The organism is Pseudomonas sp. F3-2, assembly GCF_038804275.1.
In the GTDB taxonomy this organism is placed as follows: Bacteria; Pseudomonadota; Gammaproteobacteria; order Pseudomonadales; family Pseudomonadaceae; genus Aquipseudomonas.
In genome coordinates, this window is record NZ_CP152388.1 from 1,571,733 (window position 1) to 1,594,790 (window position 23,058).

General features: G+C 62.8%; 20 protein-coding genes. 10 read left to right on the forward strand and 10 right to left on the reverse strand.

Annotated elements, in window-relative coordinates; translation table 11 throughout:
• Positions 1–23: 23 nt before the first annotated feature.
• From dsbG to dsbD, 3 genes are read right to left on the reverse strand one after another with little or no spacing between them, the layout of a single operon-like run.
• A complete protein-coding gene (dsbG, locus tag AAGQ88_RS07180; protein WP_342654849.1) occupies positions 24–791 on the reverse strand; it encodes a thiol:disulfide interchange protein DsbG in 768 nt (255 codons plus the stop codon).
• Positions 788–1,630, reverse strand: a complete 843-nt coding sequence (locus AAGQ88_RS07185; protein WP_342654850.1) for a prolipoprotein diacylglyceryl transferase family protein — start codon at positions 1,628–1,630, stop codon at positions 788–790. Before AAGQ88_RS07185 ends, dsbG begins: the two co-directional genes overlap by 4 nt.
• Positions 1,630–3,375, reverse strand: coding sequence for a protein-disulfide reductase DsbD (dsbD, locus tag AAGQ88_RS07190; protein ID WP_342654851.1), 1,746 nt, complete (start codon positions 3,373–3,375; stop codon positions 1,630–1,632). Before dsbD ends, AAGQ88_RS07185 begins: the two co-directional genes overlap by 1 nt.
• Positions 3,376–3,580: 205 nt before the next feature.
• Here dsbD and AAGQ88_RS07195 point away from each other — a divergent pair, with 205 nt between their 5' ends.
• The 5 genes from AAGQ88_RS07195 (at position 3,581) to AAGQ88_RS07215 (ending at position 8,544) form a co-directional block, all read left to right on the forward strand.
• Positions 3,581–4,264, forward strand: coding sequence for a response regulator (locus tag AAGQ88_RS07195; protein WP_285425052.1), 684 nt, complete (start codon positions 3,581–3,583; stop codon positions 4,262–4,264).
• Positions 4,261–5,589 carry an ATP-binding protein gene (locus tag AAGQ88_RS07200; RefSeq protein ID WP_285425051.1) on the forward strand — a complete coding sequence of 443 codons (1,329 nt, stop codon included), beginning with the start codon at positions 4,261–4,263 and terminating at the stop codon, positions 5,587–5,589. Before AAGQ88_RS07195 ends, AAGQ88_RS07200 begins: the two co-directional genes overlap by 4 nt.
• 283 nt (positions 5,590–5,872) lie before the next feature.
• Positions 5,873–7,150: a serine/threonine transporter gene (locus tag AAGQ88_RS07205; RefSeq protein ID WP_342654852.1), complete on the forward strand. Its 1,278-nt coding sequence runs from the start codon at positions 5,873–5,875 to the stop codon at positions 7,148–7,150.
• Between the two features lie 173 nt (positions 7,151–7,323).
• Positions 7,324–8,265, forward strand: coding sequence for a diguanylate cyclase (locus tag AAGQ88_RS07210; protein ID WP_342654853.1), 942 nt, complete (start codon positions 7,324–7,326; stop codon positions 8,263–8,265).
• Between the two features lie 102 nt (positions 8,266–8,367).
• Positions 8,368–8,544 (forward strand): hypothetical protein, encoded by a 177-nt coding sequence (locus AAGQ88_RS07215; protein WP_285425048.1) that lies wholly within the window; start codon positions 8,368–8,370, stop codon positions 8,542–8,544.
• 85 nt (positions 8,545–8,629) lie between these two features.
• Here the strand turns inward: AAGQ88_RS07215 and AAGQ88_RS07220 are convergent, their stop codons facing one another.
• Positions 8,630–9,424, reverse strand: a complete 795-nt coding sequence (locus AAGQ88_RS07220; protein WP_285425047.1) for an SDR family oxidoreductase — start codon at positions 9,422–9,424, stop codon at positions 8,630–8,632.
• Positions 9,425–10,028: 604 nt separating this feature from the next.
• On the opposite strand from AAGQ88_RS07220, the gene AAGQ88_RS07225 reads away from it, so the two are divergent.
• The gene (locus tag AAGQ88_RS07225; protein WP_285425046.1) at positions 10,029–10,811 is read left to right on the forward strand and encodes a DeoR/GlpR family DNA-binding transcription regulator; all 783 of its coding nucleotides are present in this window, start codon (positions 10,029–10,031) and stop codon (positions 10,809–10,811) included.
• Here the strand turns inward: AAGQ88_RS07225 and AAGQ88_RS07230 are convergent.
• The 4 genes from AAGQ88_RS07230 to AAGQ88_RS07245 form a co-directional block, all read right to left on the reverse strand.
• Positions 10,805–12,355, reverse strand: coding sequence for a sensor domain-containing diguanylate cyclase (locus AAGQ88_RS07230; RefSeq protein WP_342654854.1), 1,551 nt, complete (start codon positions 12,353–12,355; stop codon positions 10,805–10,807). The two genes, AAGQ88_RS07225 and AAGQ88_RS07230, sit on opposite strands and share 7 nt — an antisense overlap.
• A 304-nt stretch (positions 12,356–12,659) precedes the next feature.
• On the reverse strand, positions 12,660–13,985 hold the full coding sequence (locus AAGQ88_RS07235; protein WP_342654855.1) for an MFS transporter: 1,326 nt from the start codon (positions 13,983–13,985) through the stop codon (positions 12,660–12,662).
• 96 nt (positions 13,986–14,081) lie between these two features.
• Positions 14,082–15,635, reverse strand: coding sequence for an altronate dehydratase family protein (locus AAGQ88_RS07240; RefSeq protein WP_342654856.1), 1,554 nt, complete (start codon positions 15,633–15,635; stop codon positions 14,082–14,084).
• A 202-nt stretch (positions 15,636–15,837) separates the two neighbouring features.
• Positions 15,838–16,785 carry a LysR family transcriptional regulator gene (locus AAGQ88_RS07245; RefSeq protein ID WP_342654857.1) on the reverse strand — a complete coding sequence of 316 codons (948 nt, stop codon included), beginning with the start codon at positions 16,783–16,785 and terminating at the stop codon, positions 15,838–15,840.
• A gap of 137 nt (positions 16,786–16,922) precedes the next feature.
• On the opposite strand from AAGQ88_RS07245, the gene AAGQ88_RS07250 reads away from it, so the two are divergent.
• The 3 genes from AAGQ88_RS07250 (at position 16,923) to AAGQ88_RS07260 (ending at position 19,105) form a co-directional block, all read left to right on the forward strand.
• Positions 16,923–18,236 carry an L-fuconate dehydratase gene (locus AAGQ88_RS07250; protein WP_342654858.1) on the forward strand — a complete coding sequence of 438 codons (1,314 nt, stop codon included), beginning with the start codon at positions 16,923–16,925 and terminating at the stop codon, positions 18,234–18,236.
• A 117-nt stretch (positions 18,237–18,353) separates the two neighbouring features.
• On the forward strand, positions 18,354–18,770 hold the full coding sequence (locus tag AAGQ88_RS07255) for a DUF202 domain-containing protein (protein WP_093460565.1): 417 nt from the start codon (positions 18,354–18,356) through the stop codon (positions 18,768–18,770).
• Positions 18,767–19,105, forward strand: a complete 339-nt coding sequence (locus tag AAGQ88_RS07260; RefSeq protein WP_342654859.1) for a DUF202 domain-containing protein — start codon at positions 18,767–18,769, stop codon at positions 19,103–19,105. The genes AAGQ88_RS07255 and AAGQ88_RS07260 overlap by 4 nt, the downstream gene beginning before the upstream one ends.
• A gap of 41 nt (positions 19,106–19,146) precedes the next feature.
• On the opposite strand, the gene AAGQ88_RS07265 is transcribed toward AAGQ88_RS07260, so the two are convergent.
• Entirely contained in the window at positions 19,147–19,704 is a 558-nt protein-coding gene (locus AAGQ88_RS07265; protein ID WP_342654860.1) for an Rrf2 family transcriptional regulator, read from the reverse strand.
• Positions 19,705–20,067: 363 nt separating this feature from the next.
• Between AAGQ88_RS07265 and AAGQ88_RS07270 the strand changes: the two genes are divergently transcribed.
• Positions 20,068–21,273 carry an FAD-dependent oxidoreductase gene (locus tag AAGQ88_RS07270; RefSeq protein WP_342654861.1) on the forward strand — a complete coding sequence of 402 codons (1,206 nt, stop codon included), beginning with the start codon at positions 20,068–20,070 and terminating at the stop codon, positions 21,271–21,273.
• Between the two features lie 179 nt (positions 21,274–21,452).
• Here the strand turns inward: AAGQ88_RS07270 and AAGQ88_RS07275 are convergent, their stop codons facing one another.
• Positions 21,453–23,048 carry a gamma-glutamyltransferase family protein gene (locus tag AAGQ88_RS07275; RefSeq protein WP_342654862.1) on the reverse strand — a complete coding sequence of 532 codons (1,596 nt, stop codon included), beginning with the start codon at positions 23,046–23,048 and terminating at the stop codon, positions 21,453–21,455.
• Positions 23,049–23,058 lie beyond the last annotated feature (10 nt).

Genomic DNA, 23,058 nt, shown 5'->3' on the forward strand with positions numbered 1-23,058 from the left:
GTTGGTCACACGCGCGCAGACACTTATTTGGGGCCCATCATCTTCGCCAGCACCTCAGGCCGGGGCGCGCCTTGTTGCTGTTGCACGTGGCCGTTTTCGTCCTTGTAGAAGATCGACGGCGTTGCCGACAGTCCCATGTCTTCCATCAGTTTCATGTTGCCGTCGAGCTTGGCCTGAATGTCTTTGGGGATGGTCTGCAGAGGCTTCAGCGAACTGCTTTTGCCGGCTTGCTCGTGCTTTTGCAGCGCCATTTCCGGGTTGGCACCGGCCATCAGGGCGGCGGCTTTGGCAGCGCTGTCCTCGCGAATCACACCGACCATGATGTGGCGCAACTGCACTTTGCCGGACTTGACCCACGGCCGCGCCTGTTCCCAGAACATGTTGCAGTAGGGGCAATTGGCGTCGCTGAACAGATAGATCACCTTAGGCGCGGTCTTTGCGCCGTCCTCGATCCAGGCGCTGTTCTCCATCTGGGTCCACATGGCCTTGGTCATGGGCTCGTAGACCAGCTTCTGCAGCGGCGCTTCGCTGATGTCCTCGCCCTTTTCGTCGAACAGATTACCCGCCAGCACGTGCTTGCCATCGGGCGTGAGGTACAGCGCCATGCCCTGATTCTGGTATTGCGCGGCGTAACCCTTGAGCCCGCCGGGCGCATCGAAACTGCCCTTGATGGTCGCGCCTTTTGCCTCCAGCGCCTTGATCGGCGCGGGTAATTCTTCGGCCTGCAATAGCGTGCTCTGCAGGGTGAGCATGCCGGCTGCGGCCATGATCGATAAACGCATGAAACTCATTGAGTGCTCCTTGGCTGGGAGGAAGAAGGCATCGCCGGTGCGCTGAGGTTGTCCAGATAATGCTTCAGGCTGGCGTCGGAAAGTTCGCCCAGATGGCTGCCCGACAGGCTCGCGTCCGGGTTGTAGAACAGGGTGGTGGGCAGGGCGGCGGAACCGACGCTTCTGGCCAGCTCACCGCTGTCATCGAATAAAACGTTATCCAGATGCAGACCCTGGCTGGCGAAAAAAGTCGCCACCTCCCGAGGACTCTCTGCCTGATTGACGAACAGGAACACGACATCGGGATTGAGCCGTTGCGCGGCCTGCAGCACCGGCATTTCACGACGACACGGCGGGCACCAGGTCGCCCACAGGTTGATGACCAGCTGGCGTCCGGCATAGTCGCTCAGTTGCACCGGCCGTCCCGCGGTATCGCGCAGCGTGAGGTCGGGCAGGGAAACATTCTGATGCTGCGCGCTGACGACGAGCCCCGCCAGCCACCAGAAAAGCAATCCGCTCGCGACGCCAAGTCCCAGGGGCATGCGTTGCAGCGGCCGCTTCCAGGCCAGCACTGTGGTGGCGATCAGCACGGCGACAACGCCAGGCCAGATCAGAAAGCCGCCGTCACGAATGTCGACGATGCGCAGAATCTGGCTTTGATACTGCGGCCAGTACGCGGCGACGAAGGCCAGTCGTGCGACCAGAAGCCCGAGAAGGAACAGCGCAAACAGCGCGCGCTCCGGATTGATACGCTGCCTGCGACCGGCCAGCCAGCCGACCAGTGTCGCCAGCGCCAGGGCCATCAACAGCAGCAGATGCGTCAGCGAGAGCACGAACGGGCCGAGGGAAAAACTCAACATCAGCCGCGCTCCCGCGTCGCTTGCCAGTGCTCGGCGAAGCCTTTGGCGTCGATTTCACCGGTGATCCGCCGGTCCCGGCGCTCGCTGCCGTCAGGTCCGATCCACAACAGGCTGGGCGGCCCCGGAACCTGATAGCGACCGAGCAGCTCGCGGCTGGCGGCGTTGTCGGCGGTGACATCCAGACGCAGGAGTCGCACGCTGCTCAGCGCTTGCAGCACATCGTTTTTGCCGAACACTTCTTTTTCCATGATCTTGCACGACACGCACCAGTCGGCGTAGTAGTCGATCAGTACCCATTGGCTTTCTGCCCTGGCGCGGGCCAGTTCGCGGTCCAGTGCCTGCGGATCGCTGACGTTGATGAAGGCGTCGTGGCTTACGCCTGCGGCTTCGCTTGCCGAACCGCTGAAGACTTTGAGCGGCTGCCAGGGATCATGGCCGCCGCCTGCTGCGCCGATCAGCATCAGCACGCCCCAGAGGCTGATGATCGCACCGCCGGGCGCTCCCATCAGTGCGAAACGCTGAAGGGCGCGGGTCTGAACCACAGCGCAGAATCCGGCGACGACCAGCAGCGCGCCGAACAGCCCCAGCCACACGCTTTCGGCCAGCAGAGGGCGGACCATGATCAACGCCGTCCCCAGCAACAGGAAGCCGAAAACGCCCTTGACCGCATCCATCCACGCGCCGGGCTTGGGCAGGAAGCGACTTCCCACCGTGACCAGCAAGAGCAGCGGCAGCCCGATGCCCAATCCCATGGCGAACAACACCAGGCCACCGTGCACGGCATTGCCGCTTTGCGCGATGTAAAGCAGCGCGCCGGCGAGTGGCGCGGTCATGCACGGCCCGACCATCAGCCCCGACAGCGCACCGAGCAACGCTGCGCCCGGCAGGCTGCCGCCTTGACGCTGGCGCCCGGCGTTGGCCAGACGATCACGCAGGAAACCCGGCAGCTGCAGCTCGAAGAAGCCGAACATGGGTAACGACAGGATCACGAATAACCCGGCAAAGCTGCCGAGCAACCAGGGCTGTTGCAGCGTCGACTGCAGGTTGGCGCCGAGCAGCGCGGCGAGCACACCCAGCCCGGCATAAATCAGCGCCATGCTCAGGACATAGCAGCCCGCGAGCGCAAGACCACGACGCGGGCTCGCACCGCTGCCCACCACGACACCCGCCAGAATCGGCAGCATCGGCAACGAACAGGGCGTGAACGCCAGCAGCAGGCCCAGACCGAAAAAGATCAGCAGACTCCAGCCCAGCGAGCGTCGTTGCAGACCGGTTGCCAGCGCCTGATCTGGCGCCAGACCCTGGCTGACGGCAGGGCTGGTAGCAGGGCTGTCAGCGCCCAGATCGACCCGCAGACTCTGAGGCGGGTAACACAGGCCCGCGTCGGCGCAGCCCTGCCAGCCGATGGTCACCTGACCGCTGGCCGACGCTGGAATCGTCAACTCCAGGCCTTGCCGATAGACCTGTTGCTGGCCGAAGTACTCGTCGTTGTGATCCTCCCCGGCCGGCAGTGCAGGCTGCTGTTGCGGGGACAGGCCGTCGAACTTCAAGCGTTTCTGATAGAGGTAGTAACCGTCCGCGATCTGCCAGTACAGCCGCGTTTCCCCGGAATCCAGCCGCTCGGAACTGAAAATGAAAGCCTGCCCGACCGGCAGAAAATCAGGCTTCTTGAACAAGTCCCCACCGGGAAGCGCATGCGCCAACAGTGGAAACAACACCAGCAACAGCATCCATACCCTACGCATGCCCAACCCCAGCCAATCATCAATGCCCCGCAGCGTGGCGATCGGTGATTAAGGCCTCGTTAACGTCGGGTCCGCATCCGCCACCTGGTGTTGCCCGACGACGACTTTTCGGCAATCAACAAGACGACCAGCGACGCCTCGGGCCGGTGCATAATCCACGCTTAATCCCACGCTGTTCCAATCGCCTTTTTCTCCGGGGCCAGCCATGCACGTATTGCTTTGCGAAGACGACGACCTGATTGCCAGCGGCATCGCCGCCGGTCTGGACGCTCAAGGCCTGACGGTCGACCGGGTCGCCACCGCATCGGCGGCGCGGGCGATGCTGTCGGCGGCGCATTTCGATGTCATGGTGCTGGACTTGGGGCTGCCCGACGAAGACGGCCTCAAGCTGCTGCGTCAGTTGCGCCATCAAGGCGTCGAGATTCCCGTGCTGATCCTCACGGCCCGCGACACCGTCACCGATCGCGTCGACGGTTTGCAGGCCGGTGCCGACGACTATCTGCTCAAGCCCTTTGATCTGCGTGAACTGAGCGCACGCCTGCACACGCTGGTGCGGCGTATGGCCGGGCGCAGCGTCAATGTGATCGAACACGGCGTTTTGAGTTATGACCCCAGCACCCGCGAAGCGCGTCTGGCAGGCCAGCCGGTGGATTTGTCACGCCGAGAGCAGGCGCTGCTGCACGCGCTGCTGAACAACAACGGTCGGGTGCTTTCGGGCGAGCAACTCAAGGACTGCGTCTACGGTTTCGGCGACGAAGTCGAGAGCAACGCGCTCAACGTCCACATCCATCATCTGCGCCGCAAACTCGGCGGCGGCATCATCGAGACCGTACGCGGATTGGGTTATCGCCTCGGGCCGGCAGGTGACGGCCGGGAGTCGCCGCGATGATGAGCCTGCGCACCCGCCTGAGCCTAATCCTGGGCTCGGCGTTCATTCTGATCTGGGTGCTGGCCGCCGCGTGGATGCTGCGCGACCTGCGCACCCAGATGATGCAGTCGCTGGACCAGCGCCTGGAGGCGTCGGCACGCATGGTCGCCGGATTGCTTGAACAGATGCAGATGCCCGCGGCGGCTGACGGACGCTCGCTGCGCGCAGGCGACCTCGGGATTCCCAACGGCATGGCGTGCCAACTGAGCTCGCAGCGAGGCCAGGTGCTGGCGCGCACCGAAAGCTCGCCGATGGAGCCGCTGAAAGCCGACGCCAGCGGCTTCCATGACCAGATGATCAACGGCGATCACTGGCGCGTTTACACGATGATGCACGGCAGCATTCGGGTGAGCACCGCCGACCGCCAGATAGAACGCGACGTGCTCGGCCATTCGGTGTTGCTTGCCGCCTCCGTGCCGGTGCTGGTGGCGCTGTTCGGCAGCCTGATACTGGTCTGGTTCGGTATCGGACGCGGGCTGGCGCCGCTGAACCGAATGCGTGATGCGTTGAACCGCCACAGCGCCGATTCGGTCGAGCCGCTCGATGTGCCGAACCTGCCCAGCGAATTGCAGCCGCTGCTCAAGAGCCAGAATCAGCTGTTCCAGCGCATCGCCCAGACCCTTGAGCGTGAGCGCAGGCTGACCGGCGATGCGGCCCACGAATTGCGCAGCCCGCTGACGGCCATCAAGACCCACCTGCAAGTGGCGCGGATGACCGAAGGCGACAAACGCGACAAGGCGCTGGCCCATGCGGAGGAGGGCGCCGACCGGATGCACCGGACCCTCGAACAGCTGCTGTTGCTGGCGCGTGTCGAGGGCAGTCTGTCGTTCGACGACGGCGTGCAGTGTGACGCGGAAAAAGTCGCGCGGCTGGCGATCCATGACGCCAATCACGGCGACGACACGCGCATCGAGCTGATCCTCGCCTCGCGGCTCTCCACTGCGCCGGTGGAAATGCCGGCTGCACTGGCCGTGGCGGCGCTGCGCAATCTGCTCGATAACGCCCTGCGTCATACCCACGCGGCAGCGCGGGTGGAACTGAGCGTGGAGACTTTCGACGGCCAGGCGCACTTCCGGGTGCGTGATTACGGCCCGGGCATCCCCGAGCCTGATCTGGAAAAACTCACCCAGCGGTTCTGGCGCAATGGCAAGAGCCCGGGCGCGGGACTGGGGCTGGCCATCGTTCAGGCCATCGTTCAGCGCTGCGCCTGCTCGCTGCGTTTCGACAGCCGAAGTGATGGATTACGGGTCGAGTTGAGCATGCCGCTGAGGCCGATGTCGGCCTGACCGGTGTGCGCGAATGCAGGCGGCGCCTTTACAGCGCCGGGCATTTCGTTGCCGTGCGCGAGGGTGTGCGATCGATCGCCATGCCTGCGTAATCTTGTCGCAGTTACCCGTCAGAGGCGTCTGAAAGCATGACCATCCCTCCGACAACCCTTTGATTCTGCTCCCTAATCCCGGACAATCGCGCCCCTTTCCCTGTAGAGAACCGGTCAGGGGCGCCGACTGCCGAGCTTTTTGACGCGCTTTTGACCTTGTAGCTATCACCGGCAACGGAGAAATCGACCGGATGAATGATCAGGCCAACAGCGTCGAACAACGTCTCGACGCCGCGCCCGCGAGCGTGACTTCATGGAACCGCCAAGACACCACCTGGATGCTCGGGTTGTTCGGCACCGCCATTGGCGCAGGCACTCTGTTCCTGCCGATCAACGCCGGCATCGGCGGCTTCTGGCCGCTGTTGATTCTCGCCGTGCTGGCCTTCCCGATGACGTTTTATGCGCATCGCGGGCTGACCCGTTTCGTGCTGTCGGGCCGTGAAGGCGCAGACATCACCGACGTGGTCGAACAGCACTTCGGCAAAAAAGCCGGCGCCTTGATCACGCTGCTGTATTTCTTCGCGGTGTTCCCGATCCTGCTGATCTACAGCGTTGCGCTGACCAATACCGTCGGCAGTTTCCTCGAGCATCAACTGCACATCCAGCCGCCCCCGCGCGCGCTGCTGGCCTTCGTGCTGATCGTCGGCCTGCTCGCCGTAGTGCGTTGCGGCGAACAGATCATCGTCAAGGCCATGAGCCTGATGGTCTACCCGTTCATCGTCGCGCTGCTGATTCTGGCGGTGTTCCTCATTCCGCACTGGACCGGCGGCATCCTCAGCACCGCAAGCAGCGTGCCCGCGCCATCGGCCTTCGTGCACACCTTGTGGCTGGCGATTCCGGTGATGGTGTTCTCGTTCAACCATTCGCCGATCATCTCCGCCTTTGCAGTCGACCAGAAGCGTCAGTATGGTGAACAGGCCGAGCGACGCAGCTCGCAGATTCTCGCCCGCGCGCACCTGCTGATGGTGGTCATGGTGCTGTTCTTCGTGTTCAGTTGCGTGCTGACCCTTTCGCCGGAGCAACTGGCCGAGGCCAAGGCGCAGAACCTGTCGATCCTGTCTTACCTGGCCAACCATTTCAGCAACCCGACCATCGCGTTCGCGGCGCCGCTGATTGCGTTCGTGGCGATCACGAAGTCTTTTCTGGGTCATTACATCGGTGCCAGCGAAGGCCTGAAGGGGCTGGTGGTAAAAACCGGCCGTCGCCCTTCGCCACGCACGCTCGATCGGCTGACGGCGGGCTTCATGCTGGTGGTGTGCTGGCTGGTGGCGACGCTCAATCCAAGCATTCTGGGCATGATCGAAACCCTTGGCGGCCCGGTCATTGCCGCGCTGTTGTTCCTGATGCCGATGTATGCCGTGCGCAACGTGCCGGCCATGCGTCAGTACGCGGGCAAGGCGTCGAACGTATTCGTCGTGGCCCTGGGGCTGGTGTCGATTTCGGCGCTGGTTTATTCGCTGCTGCCTTGACCGCCTGACGGTCAGCCGGACGGCTGGGTGATCTGCCGGCGTGCTTCGTGGCGCTGGCGGATAACCGGTTGTCCGGAAATCCCGCGCCCCAGCCGCGGGTCCGTCGCGAGCTATTGCGTGGCGAAGATGGTGGCAACATGATGTCGCCATTCTTTCCTGCAGCGTGGCCGACCATGAGCGACGAATCCCTGCCTCCCGGCACCGACAGCGACGTCTACAAAACCCTTCTCGAATCGACCAAAGCCATCCCGTGGCGCATTGACTGGCAAAGCATGACCTTCAGCTACATCGGCCCGCAGATCGAGCAATTGCTGGGCTGGGAGCAGGGCAGTTGGGTCGGCATCAATGACTGGGTCGAGCGCATGCACCCCGATGATCGCGATTACGTGGTCAATTTCTGCGTGTCGCAATCCAAAGCCGGTGTCGACCATGAGGCCGATTATCGTGCGTTGACCAAAAGTGGCGATTACGTCTGGATCCGCGACGTCGTTCATGTGGTGCGCAAGGACGGTGAGGTCGAGGCACTGGTCGGCTTCATGTTCGATATCAGCGAGCGCAAGAAAACCGAGGAGCATCTGGTGCGGCTGCAGAAGCAGCTGGAAGCGTTCTCCTATCAAGATGGCCTGACCGGAATTGCCAACCGGCGCATGTTCGACACGGTTCTGGAACGCGAGTGGGCGAAAGCGCAGGAGACTCGTCAGCCGCTGTCGCTGATCCTGATGGATATCGATTACTTCAAGCAGTACAACGACCATTACGGCCATATCAAGGGTGACGAGGCGTTGCGCGCGGTAGCCCGCACGCTCTCGCTGGCGGCGAACAATCCGGGCGATTTCATCGCGCGCATCGGTGGCGAGGAGTTCGTCTGGCTGCTGCCCGACACGTCTCAGGAAAAAGCGCGTCAGGTGGCAGAGAAGTGCATGCAGCTGGTGCGGCAGCAGCAGATCGCTCATGCGAAATCCGACGTCTGCCCGCTGCTGACATTGAGTCTGGGCGTGGGCACCGTCGTACCCGATGCAGGCGACAATGCGCTGGCCTTCATCGAAAAGGTCGACGGCCTGCTGTACCGCGTCAAACGCAATGGCCGCATGCGCGCGGAGTATGCCGAGTTCTGATCCGTGTATGACCGCTGAGTCGCGAATCGACGAGCGGTTCATGGAGCTGGTCTATATTGACTCGGCGTTCTTACGCGCATCTTTGGACAGGGAGGCTCAAACATGGCTGACACATCCGTAGTATCGACGAGCGCCGAGATCGGTGATGCGTCCGTTTCGTTCAAAACCACTGACTTTCCCCGCATCGGGAGGGCCAGAGCGGAGTCAGGCAATTTCGAGCTGAGCGAACTGAAACCCTGGTTCACGTTAGTGGACGACGAGGAAGAAGAGGAGGAATAGACACCTTGAGACCGCCGAGACAGACCAGGGGCGTCACTTGAGGGCGCCTCTGGTCACTTGCTTCACTTGTTGCCCATCCTGCGCTTCACGCGATGGTATCGACCACGCCGCCATCGACCCGCAATGCCGCGCCACTGGTGGCTGATGCCTGCGTCGACGAGACATAGACCACCATGTTCGCGACCTCCTCAACCGTTGCCGCACGCTGAATCACCGAAGATGGACGGTGGGCCATCACGAATTCGGCGGCTGCGTCTTCCAGCGATTTCCCGGATTTTGCCACCTCGTCCTTGAGCATGTCGGCCACGCCTTCAGACAACGTCGGGCCCGGCAGGACCGCATTGACAGTGACGCCCGTGCCCGCCAGGCGCTTGGCCAGACCGCGGGAAATCGACAGATTGGAGGTTTTGGTGAAGCCGTAATGGATCATGTCGGCCGGAATGTTCAGGGCCGATTCGGACGAGATGAACACGATCCGCCCCCAGCCGCGTTTGGCCATGTCATCGGCATACGCACGGGACAGCCGCACGCCGGACAGCACATTGACCTCGAAAAAACGCTGCCAGACTTCATCCGGCGTTTCGAAGAAGTCCTGAGGGCCGTAAATGCCGACGTTGTTGATCAGAATGTCCACCTGCGGCACCGCCTTGACCAGGGCATCACAACCGTCGGCCGTCCCGACATCGGTCGCCACGCCACGCAGGCGCGCGCCGGACACTTCCTTCTGCAGGCTGGCGATGGCCTTGTCCACCGCATCCTGCTTGCGGCCGTTGACCACCACCTCAGCCCCGGCCTCGGCCAGCCCTTTGGCGATGGCATAACCGATGCCCACCGTAGAGCCTGTCACCAGCGCCGTCTTGCCCGTCAAATCGATCTTCATCACATGTCTCCGTTGAGGGTGCAAAGAAAGATGGAGTGCCGCAGACGAGCAGGGGTTCAGGCCGATGTGCAATCTTCATGTTGCCTCGCCGACGACGGGGCCTGAATCGTTGTCGCTGCGCAGCCATTCGTCCGAGTGCGGCCCAGAGCAAGCGCGCTTCTACGGGGGTTATGTATAGCCGGAGAATTCGGGAATGCTCGCAGATCTCTGTAGGAGTGAGCTTGCTCGCGAATTGGCCGGTACATCCGGTGGAGATGCAGCGGCTGGTAATCAGTCTTCGCGGGCAAGCGCGCTCCTACGGGATTTGGGTGTGGCCGGAGGATTCGGGAATGCCCGTAGATCATTGTAGGAGCGCGCTTGCCCGCGATCGGCTGCGCAGCAGTCGCAAACCAGCCGCCGCGTATGCCTGACATACCGCGTTCACCGGTCTTGCTGCCGGTCCCCGGCAGATCGTCCGAGTGCGGCCCAGAGCAAGCTCACTCCTACTGGGCTTGGGTGCGGCTGGGGAACTCGGGAATGCCCCAGCAAGTTTGACTTTTGCTTTTGACCGCACGCATGATTCTGCTCGTTTCTGATCGTTCAAGCGTGATGTGAGGTCCTTGTTATGTCTGCCAGTCCTGAAGCGTTTCCCGGCGAGCGTCAGCGTTTGATCACCGAGCGGCTGGCGATGCACGGTCGGGTGCTCGCGGCGGATCTGGCGACCGAGTTCAACGTCTCCGAGCATTCGATTCGCCGGGATCTGGGTGCGCTCGCCGCTGCCGGCTTGTGCAAACGGGTATACGGCGGCGCGATTTCGCTGGCGTCGGATGGGCCGCTGACCGCGCGCATCGAACACCAACCCAGTCGCAAACGTGACTTGGGCATCGCCGCCGCTGGCCTCATTGCGGCAGGCCAGCATGTCTTCATCGACGGAGGTTCCACCAACCTCGCCATCGCCAAGGCCATCGACCCTCACATGGCGCTGACGGTCACCACCAACGCGCCGCTGATCGCCGTGGAATTGATGAAGCTGCCTTCCGTCGAGGTCATCCTGCTGGGCGGGCGACTGAGTCCGGTGGCTGGCAGCACCTACGGTTTCACCACCATTCAGCAGCTGGCGCATTTCAATTTCGACCTGTGTTTTCTGGGCGCCTGCGCGCTGGATGCGCTCAAAGGCGTGACCGCTTTCGACATGGACGTTGCTGAATTCAAGCGGGCGGTGGTCGCGCGCAGTGGTCAGGTGGCGGTGGCGGTGATCAACGAGAAGCTCGCCAGCATTGCCCATTATCAAGTCGCGCAGTGCGAAGAAGTGGGGGCGCTGGTGGTCGAGCACGACGCGCCTGCCGACCGGCTCGACCTGTTCCGCGGCAAGGTCGCGCAGATTGTCCGGGCGCAGGCCGCTCAGTAACCGTCCGAAGCCTCCAGCCAGGCGACCGTCCGGTTGCGGCCCTGGTGCTTGGCCATGTACAACGCGGCGTCCGCCCGCTCGACGAACACTTCCATGCTCGGGCACTCCTGCGAAAGGCAGCCGTAGACCCCAAGGCTGATGCTGACGATGCCCAAAGGGTTGCCATGGTGCTCCAGGGCGCGGGCGAGCACTGACTGACGAATCTTTTCCGCCAGCGCGAATGCGCCCTGCAGGTCGCTGTAGGGCAGGAACACCGCCATTTCCTCGCCGCCGTAACGCACGGCCAGATCGCCTGTGCGATTGAGATTGCTGCGAATGCACTCGGCCACTGCGACGATGCATTTGTCGCCCGCCACGTGCCCATAGTTGTCGTTGTAGCTTTTGAAAAAATCGATGTCGATCATGATCAGGCTGAGCGGGTGAAGATTGGGCTGCCCCTTGGCGAACTCCAGACCGAGGATCTCCTGAAAATGCCGCCGGTTCGCCAGCCCTGTCAGGCTGTCCTGCAACGCCAGCTTTTCCAGCGAGTGGCTGGCGATGCGCAGCTGTGATTCGGCGTTTAGGCCGAAGCGGATCTGTTGAAACAGCAACACCCCGAACAACAGATTCGCCACCACCACGCACACGATGATCGCCAGCGAACGCCAGGCATACTGGCGCCATTCATCGAGCACTTCCTTCTCCGACAAGCCGGCGAGCACCACCAGCGGGTAACGGTCCAGGCGCTTGTAACCGTAGATGCGCACTTCATGGTCAAGCATCGACTCGACCGTGGCAGTGCCTTCGTAATGCTCCTTCAGGTATTTGCGGAACAGCTCGCCATCGCCAATGGACACGCCCCTCAGGTTCTGCAGGTCCGGGCGGCGGGCCAGCACCTTGCCGTCGGCCATCGCCAGGGTGAGGACCCCATGCTGACCGATGTCGAAGCGGTCGAAGAACCGTTCGAAATAGCCCAGCTCGATGGTTGCCAGCACCACACCTGCAAATTGCCCGGTCGAATCGTTGACCCGGCGGGAAACCGGAATGATCCAGTCGCCGGTCGTGCGGCTGCGGATCGCCTCGCCGATGTGAGTCAGGTTGCTGTCAATGGCCTGGTGAAACTTGAAGTACTCGCGATCGGCGTTGTTGGCATTGGCGGGCATGTGGCTCAGCGAGGTGGCGGCCCAGTTGCCGTTCTTGTCGTAGATGAACAGGCCTTGAATCTGCTCGACGCTGGCGGCGGTGGCGCGCAGGTAATCGTGCATGCGTGAACTGGTAGCGGCGCCGAAGCCATCGTAGGACAGTCGCTCGACGATACCGACGACGGGGATATCGGCCTGATCGAATGCGTCGTCGGCCTGCTGCGCCATCGAGCGGGCGAGATTGGCGGCATTGGTGTTGGCGATTTCCAGCTCGTGGGCGCGGCCCTGACGCAACTGCCAGACCGTGATGCTGGTGATCGAAATGCACACCAGCACGGTGAACAGCCCGGCCAGCCAGAGCACCGGCATGCGCTTGAGCCGCCGGTGCCTGGCGCCGAAGTCCGAACCTTCTTCCTGTCTCAATCCCCATCCTCGCTGACATCTACGATTTCAGACCCGCCGTTTTATGCGAACGACACACATCGTTCAGGCGCTTGGCATCGCAACAGCGACCGTCTGACACACAGAGTAGGACAAGTGCGGGATTTTGAAGGGGAAAATGGTCAATGACACGTCAGATAGGAGGATCGGCAAACGATGCCGGCTTGTGCCCGGCGGCGGGGCAGGCGTGGCTGAGCATGGCGCGCTGCCCCGGTCCTGCCCTCGGCAGCGTTTACGAATCGCTGCCGTTGGCAAACCCAGGACCGGGCAATGCTGGCGTGATTGCTCAGACGTGCCGGCCCTGAACCTCATCCACCTGCGGCTGCCAGGCGCCTTTGTCGAAGCCGGTGTGCACGGGAATCGGCGCCTTGAGCAGGACGAAGTAAGCCACCGCCGAGAGCAAGGCGACGATGGCGCTGACCGCGAAGGCGGTGGCGAAGGTGCCGGAATACTGCACGCTGAAGCCAGTGACGATCGGCGCAATGGAGCCTGCGATGTAACCGCCGAAGTTCTGGATCGAGCCCAGCGACGCCACGCGTTTGGTGTCGACCACGGTGTTGACCACCATCCAGGCGGTTGCGCTGGAGAGGTTGATCCCGAACAGCGCCAGGCACAGCAGTGCCACGCAACCGCTCAGGCTGGTGACGAAGGTCAGCGGCAAAGTGAACACGGCGGCGAACACCAGGCCGCCGATCACCGTGTATTTGCGGCTGTTGAGGACGCCGACGCCACGCTTGACCAGCCGGTCGCAGATTCTTCCTGCGGCGATCGTGCCGATGGCACCGAACACATAGGCAAACGACACGACCCACGCGGTCTGATAGGGGTCAAGGCCATGCTCGCGCTGGAAGTACCCCGGCAGCCAGGTCAGGTGCAGCCAGAGCATGTAGATCACGCCCATGAAACCAAGGAACGTGCCCCACGTGCTGCGGTGTCTGAACAGATCCACCCACCCGGCGAAAAACGAAGGTTTCGGCCCGGCCTCGGCAACAGGCGCCGGACTCACCGGCAGCTCGCCCAGTGCGTCGCGCTCCTTGAGGTATTGCGCGCGGCTCTTGTAGAACATCATCCAGCACAGGGCAAGCACGATGCCGAGCACGCCGGTGATGATGAACATGCCGCGCCAGCTGAAGTTGACCATGAACAGCGTCAGCAGCGGCGGGGCCAGGCAGGGGCCGATGCACGTGGCCGACCAGACGATGCCGGTCGGTGTGCCACGCTCATGCTCTTCGAACCACTCATTGAGGGTTTTCGCCGCCGATGGAAACATCGGCGCTTCGCCGATCCCGAGCAGGACCCGCAGCGCGAAAAAGCCGCTGAAGCTGTTGATGAAGCCCGACGCCGTCTGCGCGATGGACCACACCATCAGTGCGCCGCCCAGGGCAATCTTGCTGCCCAGCTTGTCGATCACCATGCCCATCGGCAGTTGCGCGAAGGCGTAGGCCAGCGAGAAGGCCGACAGCAGAATGCCCATCTCCGAGGGGCTGATCAGCATGTCTTTCTGGATGGATGTGTTGGCGATGGACAGCGCGCTGCGGTCCAGATAGTTGACGATGCCGAACAGCATCAGAAAGACGATGGTGATCGTCTGGTAGGTCTTGAGGGTTTTCATAGGCACCTTTTTTATTGTTGTTAAGGTTGCTGGCTGCCGGTCGGGATCACCGACCGGCAGTGGATTTCCGACCCCGCATGCTGCCTGGTCGGGCGATCAGGTGATCGCGCCGATGTGCCACGGCACGAACTCGTTCTGCCCATAGCCGTGTTGCTCGCTCTTGCTCCGCGCGCCGGACGCGATGTCCAGCATCATCTGGAAAATGTGCGCGCCGCGCTCCTCGATGGTCGTGCTGCCGTCGGCGATCCCGCCGCAGTTGACGTCCATGTCCTCTTCCTGAAATTCGAACACGCGATGGTTGGTCGCCAGCTTGATCGAGGGCGTAGGCGCGCAGCCATAGGCCGAGCCGCGCCCGGTGGTGAAGGCGATGAGGTTGGCGCCGCCAGCGACCTGACCGGTCGCCGAAACCGGGTCGTAACCGGGCGTGTCCATGAACACCAGGCCGTTAGCGCGGACCGCTTCGGCGTATTCGTACACGCCCACCAGATTGGTCGAGCCAGCCTTGGCGACGGCGCCGAGGGACTTTTCCAGAATCGTCGTCAGGCCGCCGGCCTTGTTGCCCGCCGAAGGGTTGTTGTTCAGCTCGGCGTTCATGCGCTGGCAGTAGTCCTCCCACCAGCGAATGCGCTGGACCAGTTTTTCACCGACGGCGCGGCTGGTAGCGCGACGGGTCAGCAGGTGTTCGGCGCCATAGATTTCCGGGGTTTCCGAGAGAATCGCCGTGCCGCCCGCGGCGACCAGCCGGTCCACCGCGTTGCCCAGAGCCGGGTTGGCGGTGATCCCGGAATAGCCGTCTGAACCGCCGCATTGCAACCCGACGATCAGATGCCGGGCGCTGACCGTTTCCCGAGTGATCCGGTTGGCCTGGGGCAGCAGCGACTTCACCTGTTCAATGCCGCTGGCGATGGTCTTGGACGTGCCGCCAGTGCCTTGAATCGTGAAGGCACGCAGCTGGTCGGTGGCCTTGAGTCCCTGACTGTCGAGCAGGTCCTGAATCTGGTTGGTCTCGCAGCCCAGTCCCACCACCAGCACTGCGGCAAAGTTCGGATGCACGGCGTAACCGGCCAAGGTGCGACGCAGCAGGTCGATGGCTTCGCCTTTCGAGTCGATGGCGCAACCGGAACTGTGGGTCAGCGCTACGACACCGTCGACGTTGGGGTAATCGGCCAGGGCTTCGGGATGGATGTCGCGGCGAAATTGGTCGGCAATGGCCCGCGCAACGGTCGCCGAACAGTTGACCGAGGTGAGAATGCCGATGTAATTGCGAGTGGCGACCCGGCCATCGGCGCGCACGATGCCTTGGAAAAACGCCTCGGTCTGAGGTGTTTCATGGGCGTCGACACCGAACGCGTAATCTCGGGAGAAATCGCCCATTTCAACGTTCTGCACGTGCACATGCTCGCCCGGCTCGATGGGCCGTGAGGCGAAGCCGATGATCTGTCCGTAGCGGCGCAACGGCTGGCCCTGCTCGACGCGCACGGTCGCCACTTTGTGTCCGGAAGGAATGGCCTGAAGAACGGTGATGCCTTCATCGGTCAGCACCGTGCCTTCGGTCAAAGGCTGCCGAGCGATCAGTACGTTATCCAGAGGGTTGAGGCGGATGACCAGCGCGTTGCTGTCGAACGCGGGCGTTTTGACGATGAGTTCCATGCGGCCTCTCAGAACGGTTGCCACCTGCGTCTGTATTCGACACAACGGCTCCCGGGCAAGGGAACAACACCGTCACAGGCGGCCAGATCTTTCTTGTTTGAGGATCGGAGCGGGCCGACCCGGTTTGTGACTCACTCTATGAAGCGGGCTGATAATTTCCCAATGAAAGGTTTCGATTGATTGATAACGATTGGTTATCGAATCACGCGGCCATTTCATCCTGCAGAAACCCCAGCAGTGCGCGAACCGCTGCCGACATCGGCCTCGCCCTGGAGGTCAGCAGGCCAAGGTTCGCCATCGCTAGCGGCAGGTCCACCGGCAACACCGCGATCATGCCGTAGCGGGCATAGTGCTGCGCCACGTCGTTGGGCACCACCGCAATCATGTCGGAGGACTCGATCATGGCGGTCGTCGCCAGAATCGAGCTGGTCTCGATGATGTCCAGCGGTTCGATCAGTTGCGCGGCCTGCAGGGCATTTTCCACCTGACGCCGCATCGGGCTGCCGGGCGGGTGGAGGATCCAGGTCAGTGGCGCAAGATCCGCCAGCACCGGCGTGGAGCGGGTCAGCGGGTGATCGGCGCGGGCGATGATGCGCATGCGTTCGCCTTGCTCGAACAGACGGATGTCCAGTTCGTGGGCGTGCAGCTGACCGGGCAAACGCCCCAGCACAACGTCGAAATCGCCCCGGATCAACGCCGGCAGCAGGGCGTCGCTGGTGCCGACTTCCAGAGCAATGCGCACTTTTGGATGCGCTGCTTTGAACGCAAGCAAGCCACGCGTCAACAGCGTCGGCACCGGACCCATGACCGTGCCGATGCGCACCATGCCTGTCGCACCTCGGGCCAGCTCGGCCATCTGCGTTTCGGCGTATTCGAACTCGTGCAGCGCGCCTTGGGCATAGCGAATCATGACCTCGCCGGACAGTGTCGGCTGCATGCCGCGCGGCAGGCGTTCGAACAGCTGCACGCCGAGGCGATCTTCGAGCTGTTGCAGCAGAAGGCTGGCGGCCGGCTGAGTGGTGTGAATCGCCGCAGCCGCTTTGCGCAGATTGCCCAACTCACCAAGCGCATTGAGCAGGGCGATCTGGCGGCTGGAGATTTTCAGCGTGCTGAATTTGCCGGGCAGGTCAGGTGGGGTTTTGTCAGGCATACCAGATTCGATATCGATGATTAGGATTTCGCGATTATGCCTGTATCGGTAATGGGCCTACAGTCAAATCATCACTGAGCGCAGGTCCTCTGGCCGCCTGCTTGCTTGATCAACATCGAAAACAACAAGAGTTTCCCATGCAGATCACCTCCGTCTCCCTTCGCGATATCCGCTTTCCCACTTCACTGTCCCTTGATGGCTCCGACGCAATGAACAGCGCGCCGGACTACTCGGCCGCCTACGTCGTGCTTCACACCGATTCATCCGAGGGCCTGGAAGGCCACGGTCTGACGTTCACCATAGGTCGGGGCAACGAAATCTGTGTCGCCGCCATTCAGTCCCTGGCGCCGCGGGTGGTGGGCCTGAGTCTGGAGCAGATCACCGCTGACATGGGCGCGTTCTGGCATGACATCACTGCAGGCGACAGCCAGTTGCGCTGGCTGGGGCCGGAAAAGGGTGTGATTCACCTGGCCACCGCCGCGCTGGTCAATGCGGTGTGGGACCTGTGGGCCAAGGTCGAGGGCAAGCCGGTCTGGAAGCTGTTGGCCGACATGACGCCCGAACAACTGGTCAAGTGCCTGGACTTCAGCTACGTCACCGATGCGATCACGCCTCAGGAAGCCATCGCGCTGCTGCGTCGACAGGCGCCAGGTAAGGCCGAGCGCGAGGCGCACATGCTCGAAGAAGGCTATCCGGGCTACACCACGGCGCCGGGCTGGCTGGGTTATTCGGAAGAGAAGATGCGCCGTCTGGTCCGCGAAGCGGTGGCGGAGGGCTGGACCCACATCAAACAGAAGATCGGCTCGGACATTGAGGAGGACATGCGCCGCGCGGCGATTCTGCGCGACGAACTGGGCTGGGAGCGCACCCTGATGATGGACGCCAATCAGGTCTGGAGCGTCGAAGAGTCGATCAGCAACATGCGTCGGCTCGCGGCGTATGAGCCTTGGTGGATCGAAGAACCCACCAGCCCTGATGACATTCTCGGCCACGCGACCATCCGCCAGCGCATTGCGCCGATTGGCGTGGCGACGGGGGAGCATTGCCATAACCGGGTGATGTTCAAGCAGATGTTCCAGGCTGGCGCGCTGGACTTCTGTCAGGTCGATGCCGCGCGCCTGGGCGGGTTGAACGAGGTGCTGATCGTGCTGCTGATGGCCGCCAAATTCAACGTGCCCGTCTGCCCTCACGGCGGCGGCGTGGGGTTGTGCGAGTACGTGCAGAACATTTCGCTGTTCGACTATATCGCGGTGTCCGGCTCCCTGGAGAATCGCGTGCTCGAATACGTCGATCACCTGCACGAACATTTCCTCGATCCGGTGGTAATCCGGCGCGGGCGCTACATGCCGCCGCAACGCCCCGGTTACAGCATCGAAATGACCGCCGAGACTCTGGAGCGGTACCAATACCCGAACGGACCGGTGTGGCTGGACCTGGCGGATAAAGGCTGACACACAGGCCTGGTGCTTTCCGGCGTCGGCAATGGCGTGGGTCGGGTCGTTGCGAGGACGGGCCTTTGGCGGCGATGACCGGTATGATCGCGGTCATCTACCCGACCTCGGTGCGACATGAATTCTCCGGATCCCGGCAACGTCACTCCTCCCGCCACGCCTCCCGATCGCGATCGTCTTTCCACGTCTCTGCTGGGCGGCGGTTGCGAACCTGACCCGCGCTTTACCCTGGCCAACGAACGCACGTTTCTGGCGTGGATCCGCACGGCGCTGGCGTTTCTCGCGGGCGGCATTGCCGTGGAAGCCTTCACGGGCGACGTGTTCAGCCCCGGACTGCGGCGCGCGGTAGCGTTGTCGTTGCTGCTGCTGGCGATGCTGGTCAGCGCCAGCGCCTGTGTCCGCTGGCTGAAAGTGGAGCGCGCGATGCGTCATCGCAAGCCGCTGCCCTTGCCGGTGTTGGTGCCGATCCTCTCGCTCGGCGGCGCACTGGTCGCGGCAGGTCTGATCGTCTTCCTTATATATGGCGCGTCGTGAGTCGCCGGGACGCGGTTTCGCTCGGGCACGACGACCCTGGCCTGCAACCTGAACGCACGCTGCTGGCGTGGCGCCGGACACTGCTGACGCTGATCGTGGTGTGCACGATCTTCCTGCGCTGGATCCCTCACTACGGCCTGATCGCACTGTTGCCGATCATCGTTTCGCTGATCGCCAGCCTGCTGATCCAGATCGCCCTGAACGCCCGCTACCGAAAGAGCGCCCGCGGCCTGAAAAATGAACGCGTGCCCGCGCCGCTGCGTGAGGTAGTCGTCCTGGGCGGGACGGTGATGGTGCTGAGCTTGGTGGGCATCTATGCGGTGCTGTTCGGGTGAGTTGACGCTCACGCCGACCAGGTTTCGTCACCGCGGACAGGCTAGTCCTCGAGCTGTTTCACGCTGATGGTGGAAGGGTCCGCGGCTGCTGCCCGACTGTCTTTACGCTCGCTCAACCAGCCGCTGATCTGACTCGAAAACTCAGGCGGCGCCTTGCGACCGGTGCGCCGTGCAAGATCGAGAATGGTCTGTTGATCCAGCGCTTCTTCCATGCGCTTCTGCGCTGTGAGCATCGCCGCATTGATGCCGCACAAGCCCTCCGTCGCCCAGGCTGGCGCGCAGCCGTCGAACACCGCGCAGCGTCCGCGAATGTCCCGGCAATCGAAAATCAGCTTTCGCCCGTCGATCGCCGTGACGATGTCCAGCAACGTGATTTCGTCTGCCGGCCGCCCCAGCCTGAAGCCGCCGCGCACCCCTTCGGTGGCAGCCACCAGCCTGGCTTTCGCCAGCTTCGTGAACACCTTCGCAAGGTATTCCTGAGGCACGCCTTGCAGTTCGGCCAGGTCCCGCACGCTGGCCTCGCGGCTGTCACCGCGTTCATCCACCAGATAGAGCAGGCAGTGGATGCCGTACTCGACACCGGCGCTGTAAAGAGACATCTGAATCTCCGACTGATTTGATCGTGCAACGCTAACAATTAGCCGGCGCTCATGCAAGGTATTCGGCGCCTTGGGCGACCGATGATGCTGACGCCTTAGGCGCATGATCAATCCTTTGGTGGTCGAGATCACATGATAAATAACTGATTTATACCGAAATTATCTAGATACGCCCGACATCTTCGTACGCGTGTCGAAAAAAGTGCTTGCCGAATCTAACTACGATCAATAAAGTCGTAGTTTTTCTGAGGTGGTCGAGAACTCCGACCAGATCAACCGGCATTGGTATCCCAGGCCATGACCTGAGCCCGCCACTGCGCACCCCACCTGAAAATGACTGATTACGTTTCTGGAGCACATACAATGAACAAGCACATTTTGATTGTCGGCGCAGGTTTTGGCGGGATGTGGAGCGCGCTGTCTGCCACGCGTTTGCTGGATAACCACGGCCGCGAGGACGTCCGCGTCAGCGTGCTGGCGCCCGAAGCTGTGCTGGGGGTTCGTCCGCGCTTCTACGAACAGGAAGTGCACCAGATGCAGTCGCCATTAGGCCCGCTGTTCGACGCAGTCGGCGTCAATTTCGTCCAGGGCATGGCGAACGAGATCGATACAGTCGGCAAAAAAGTCGGCTATGTGGACGCCAACGGTGCGATCGCCACGCTCAACTACGACAAACTGGTTCTGGCGACCGGCAGCCGCGTCGTGCGTCCTGCCTCGGTGGCGGGCGTGGAGCATGCGTTCGATGTCGACCTGATGGCCGAAGCCACTCGGCTTGACCAGCACATCAAGTCATTGGCCCGGCTGCCTGAATCCGCGCCGCGCAATACCGTCGTGGTCGCGGGCGGTGGCTTCACCGGGATCGAAACCGCAACCGAAATGCCTGCTCGTCTGCGTGCCGCACTGGGTGCCGATGCCAGGGTTCGCGTAATCATCGTTGACCGTGGCGAGAAAGTCGGCGCCGCACTGGGTGCGAACATCAGCCCGTCGATCATCGAAGCCACTCAGGCGCTGGGCGTGGAGTGGGTCGTCAATGCATCGGTGGCCGCAGTGGACGCCGATGGCGTGACCCTTGCCGACGGTCGTCGCATCGACGCCATGACCGTGGTCTGGACCGTGGGTGTGCGGGCCAGTTCGCTGACTGAGCAGATCCCGGCCGAGCGCGATGCTTTCGGTCGTCTGCACGTGGACCGCAACCTGAAAGTCATCGGCCAGGACGACGTCTTCGCCACCGGCGATACCGCTTATGCGGCCACCGACGACGAAGGCAATTTTGCGCTGATGACCTGTCAGCACGCGATCGCACTGGGGCGCTCGGCCGGCAACAACGTCGCTGCGGATCTGCTGGGTGAGGCGCCGATTCCGTACAGCCAGGTCAAGTACGTCACCTGCCTGGACCTTGGCGCATGGGGCGCCGTCTACACCGAAGGCTGGGACCGTCAGGTCAAGCTGATCAAGGAAGAAGCCAAACAGCTCAAGCAGCAGATCAACTCCGTCTGGATCTACCCACCGGTCGCCGAGCGTCAAGCGGCGCTGGCGGCGGCGGACCCGATGATCCCGGTTGTTGCCTGACACACCCCATTGGCGAACAAGCAAGCCGGCGGATATCCGTCGGCTTGCGCGATTCTTCGCAGGAGCGCATCAGGATTCGGTGGGGTTTCAGGGGTAGTGGACTCAGGAAGCGCCATCTGCGGTACCGGCAGATGGCGTGTCGCGATGTGCCACGGTCAGTCAGCGTGGCGCGAGGTGGGTCAGTACGCGGCGACGAGGCCGTCTTTTCTGGGGTCCGTTCCGCCGACGTATCCGTGCGCGGTGCGCTGGATGATCTGCGCGCCGCCGAAGGCGAACACGCCGCTCGGGTCTTCGATTTCAACCTCGTGGCCCTTGGCGCGCAGTTCCTCGACCACCAACCGGTCGAACGAGCGCTCGACCGCCACTTTCAGCCCGGCCTCGATCCGCCAGCGCGGCGCATCGGCAGCCGCCTGCGGGTTCTGTTTGTAGCGCAGGATGCGCATCATCATCTGCAGATGACCCTGCGCCTGCATCGGGCCGCCCATCAAGCCGAACGACATCAGCGGCGTGCCGTCGGCATTCATCACGAAGCCCGGAATGATGGTATGGAAGGGGCGTTTGCCCGGCGCAACGATGTTGACATGTTCAGGGTCGAGGCTGAAACCGGCGCCGCGGTTCTGCAGGCTGATCCCCGTGCCCGGCACGACGACACCCGAGCCGAAGCCCATGTAGTTGGACTGGATGAACGAAACCATCATGCCGTTTTCGTCCGCGGCTGACAGGTACACCGTGCCGCCGGCCTTGGGCGCGCCATGCTGCGGGTCGGCGGCCTGCTCGGTGATCAACGACGCACGCTCCATCAGGTACGCAGGGTCCAGCAGGTGTTCGGAAGCGACGCGCATGTGATCGTTGTCGGCGACATGGTGATTGAGGTCGGCCAGCGCCAGCTTCATCGCCTCGAGCACCGGGTGAACGGTTTCGACGCTGTCCACCGCATGCTCGCCGACGCCCAGCGCTTCTAGCATGGTCAGCCCGGCCAACGTGGCGATGCCCTGGCCGTTGGGCGGCAGCTCATGGACCACCGCGCCGGCATAAGGCACCGACAGGGTGTCGATCCAGTCGACGTCGTGACGGGCCAGATCGTCTAGGCTCATGACGCTGCCATTGGCGTTGGCATGGGCAATGATCTTCTGCGCCAGTTCGCCGCGATAGAACGATTCGCCCTTGGTCTCGGCGATCAGCTCCAGCGTTGTCGCATGGTCTTTGAGCGTGACCTTCTCGCCTGGCTGCGGAGCCTTGCCGCCTTGCAGAAAGCACTCTGCGAAGCCCGGCTGATCCTTGAGCAGGGCCGAACCGCGTCGCCACAGTTCGGCGATGATGGGCGTCACTTGATAGCCGTCTCGGGCGTAGCCGATGGCAGGGCCTGCGAGGGTGGCGAAGGGCAGCTTGCCGTAGCGCTCCGACAGCGCGACCCAGGCCGAGACCGCGCCGGGCACCGTCACGGCACCCCAGCCACGCTGCGGCATTTCGGTCTGACCGGCAAAGTGTTCCGGCGACCAGGCTTGCGGCGAGCGCCCCGACGCGTTCAGGCCCTGGAGTTTTTTGCCGTCCCAGACGATGGCGAACGCATCGCTGCCGATGCCGCAGCCGGTCGGTTCGACCACCGTCAGCACCATGGCGGCGGCGATGGCGGCGTCCACCGCATTGCCGCCGCGACGCAGCATGTCGAGCCCGGCCTGCGCTGCCAGAGGCTGCGAGCAGGCGACCATGTTGTTGCCCATCACCGGCGAGCGGGCGGACGCGTAAGGTTGGCTGTAATCCAGATCATCGAACATGAAATCATCT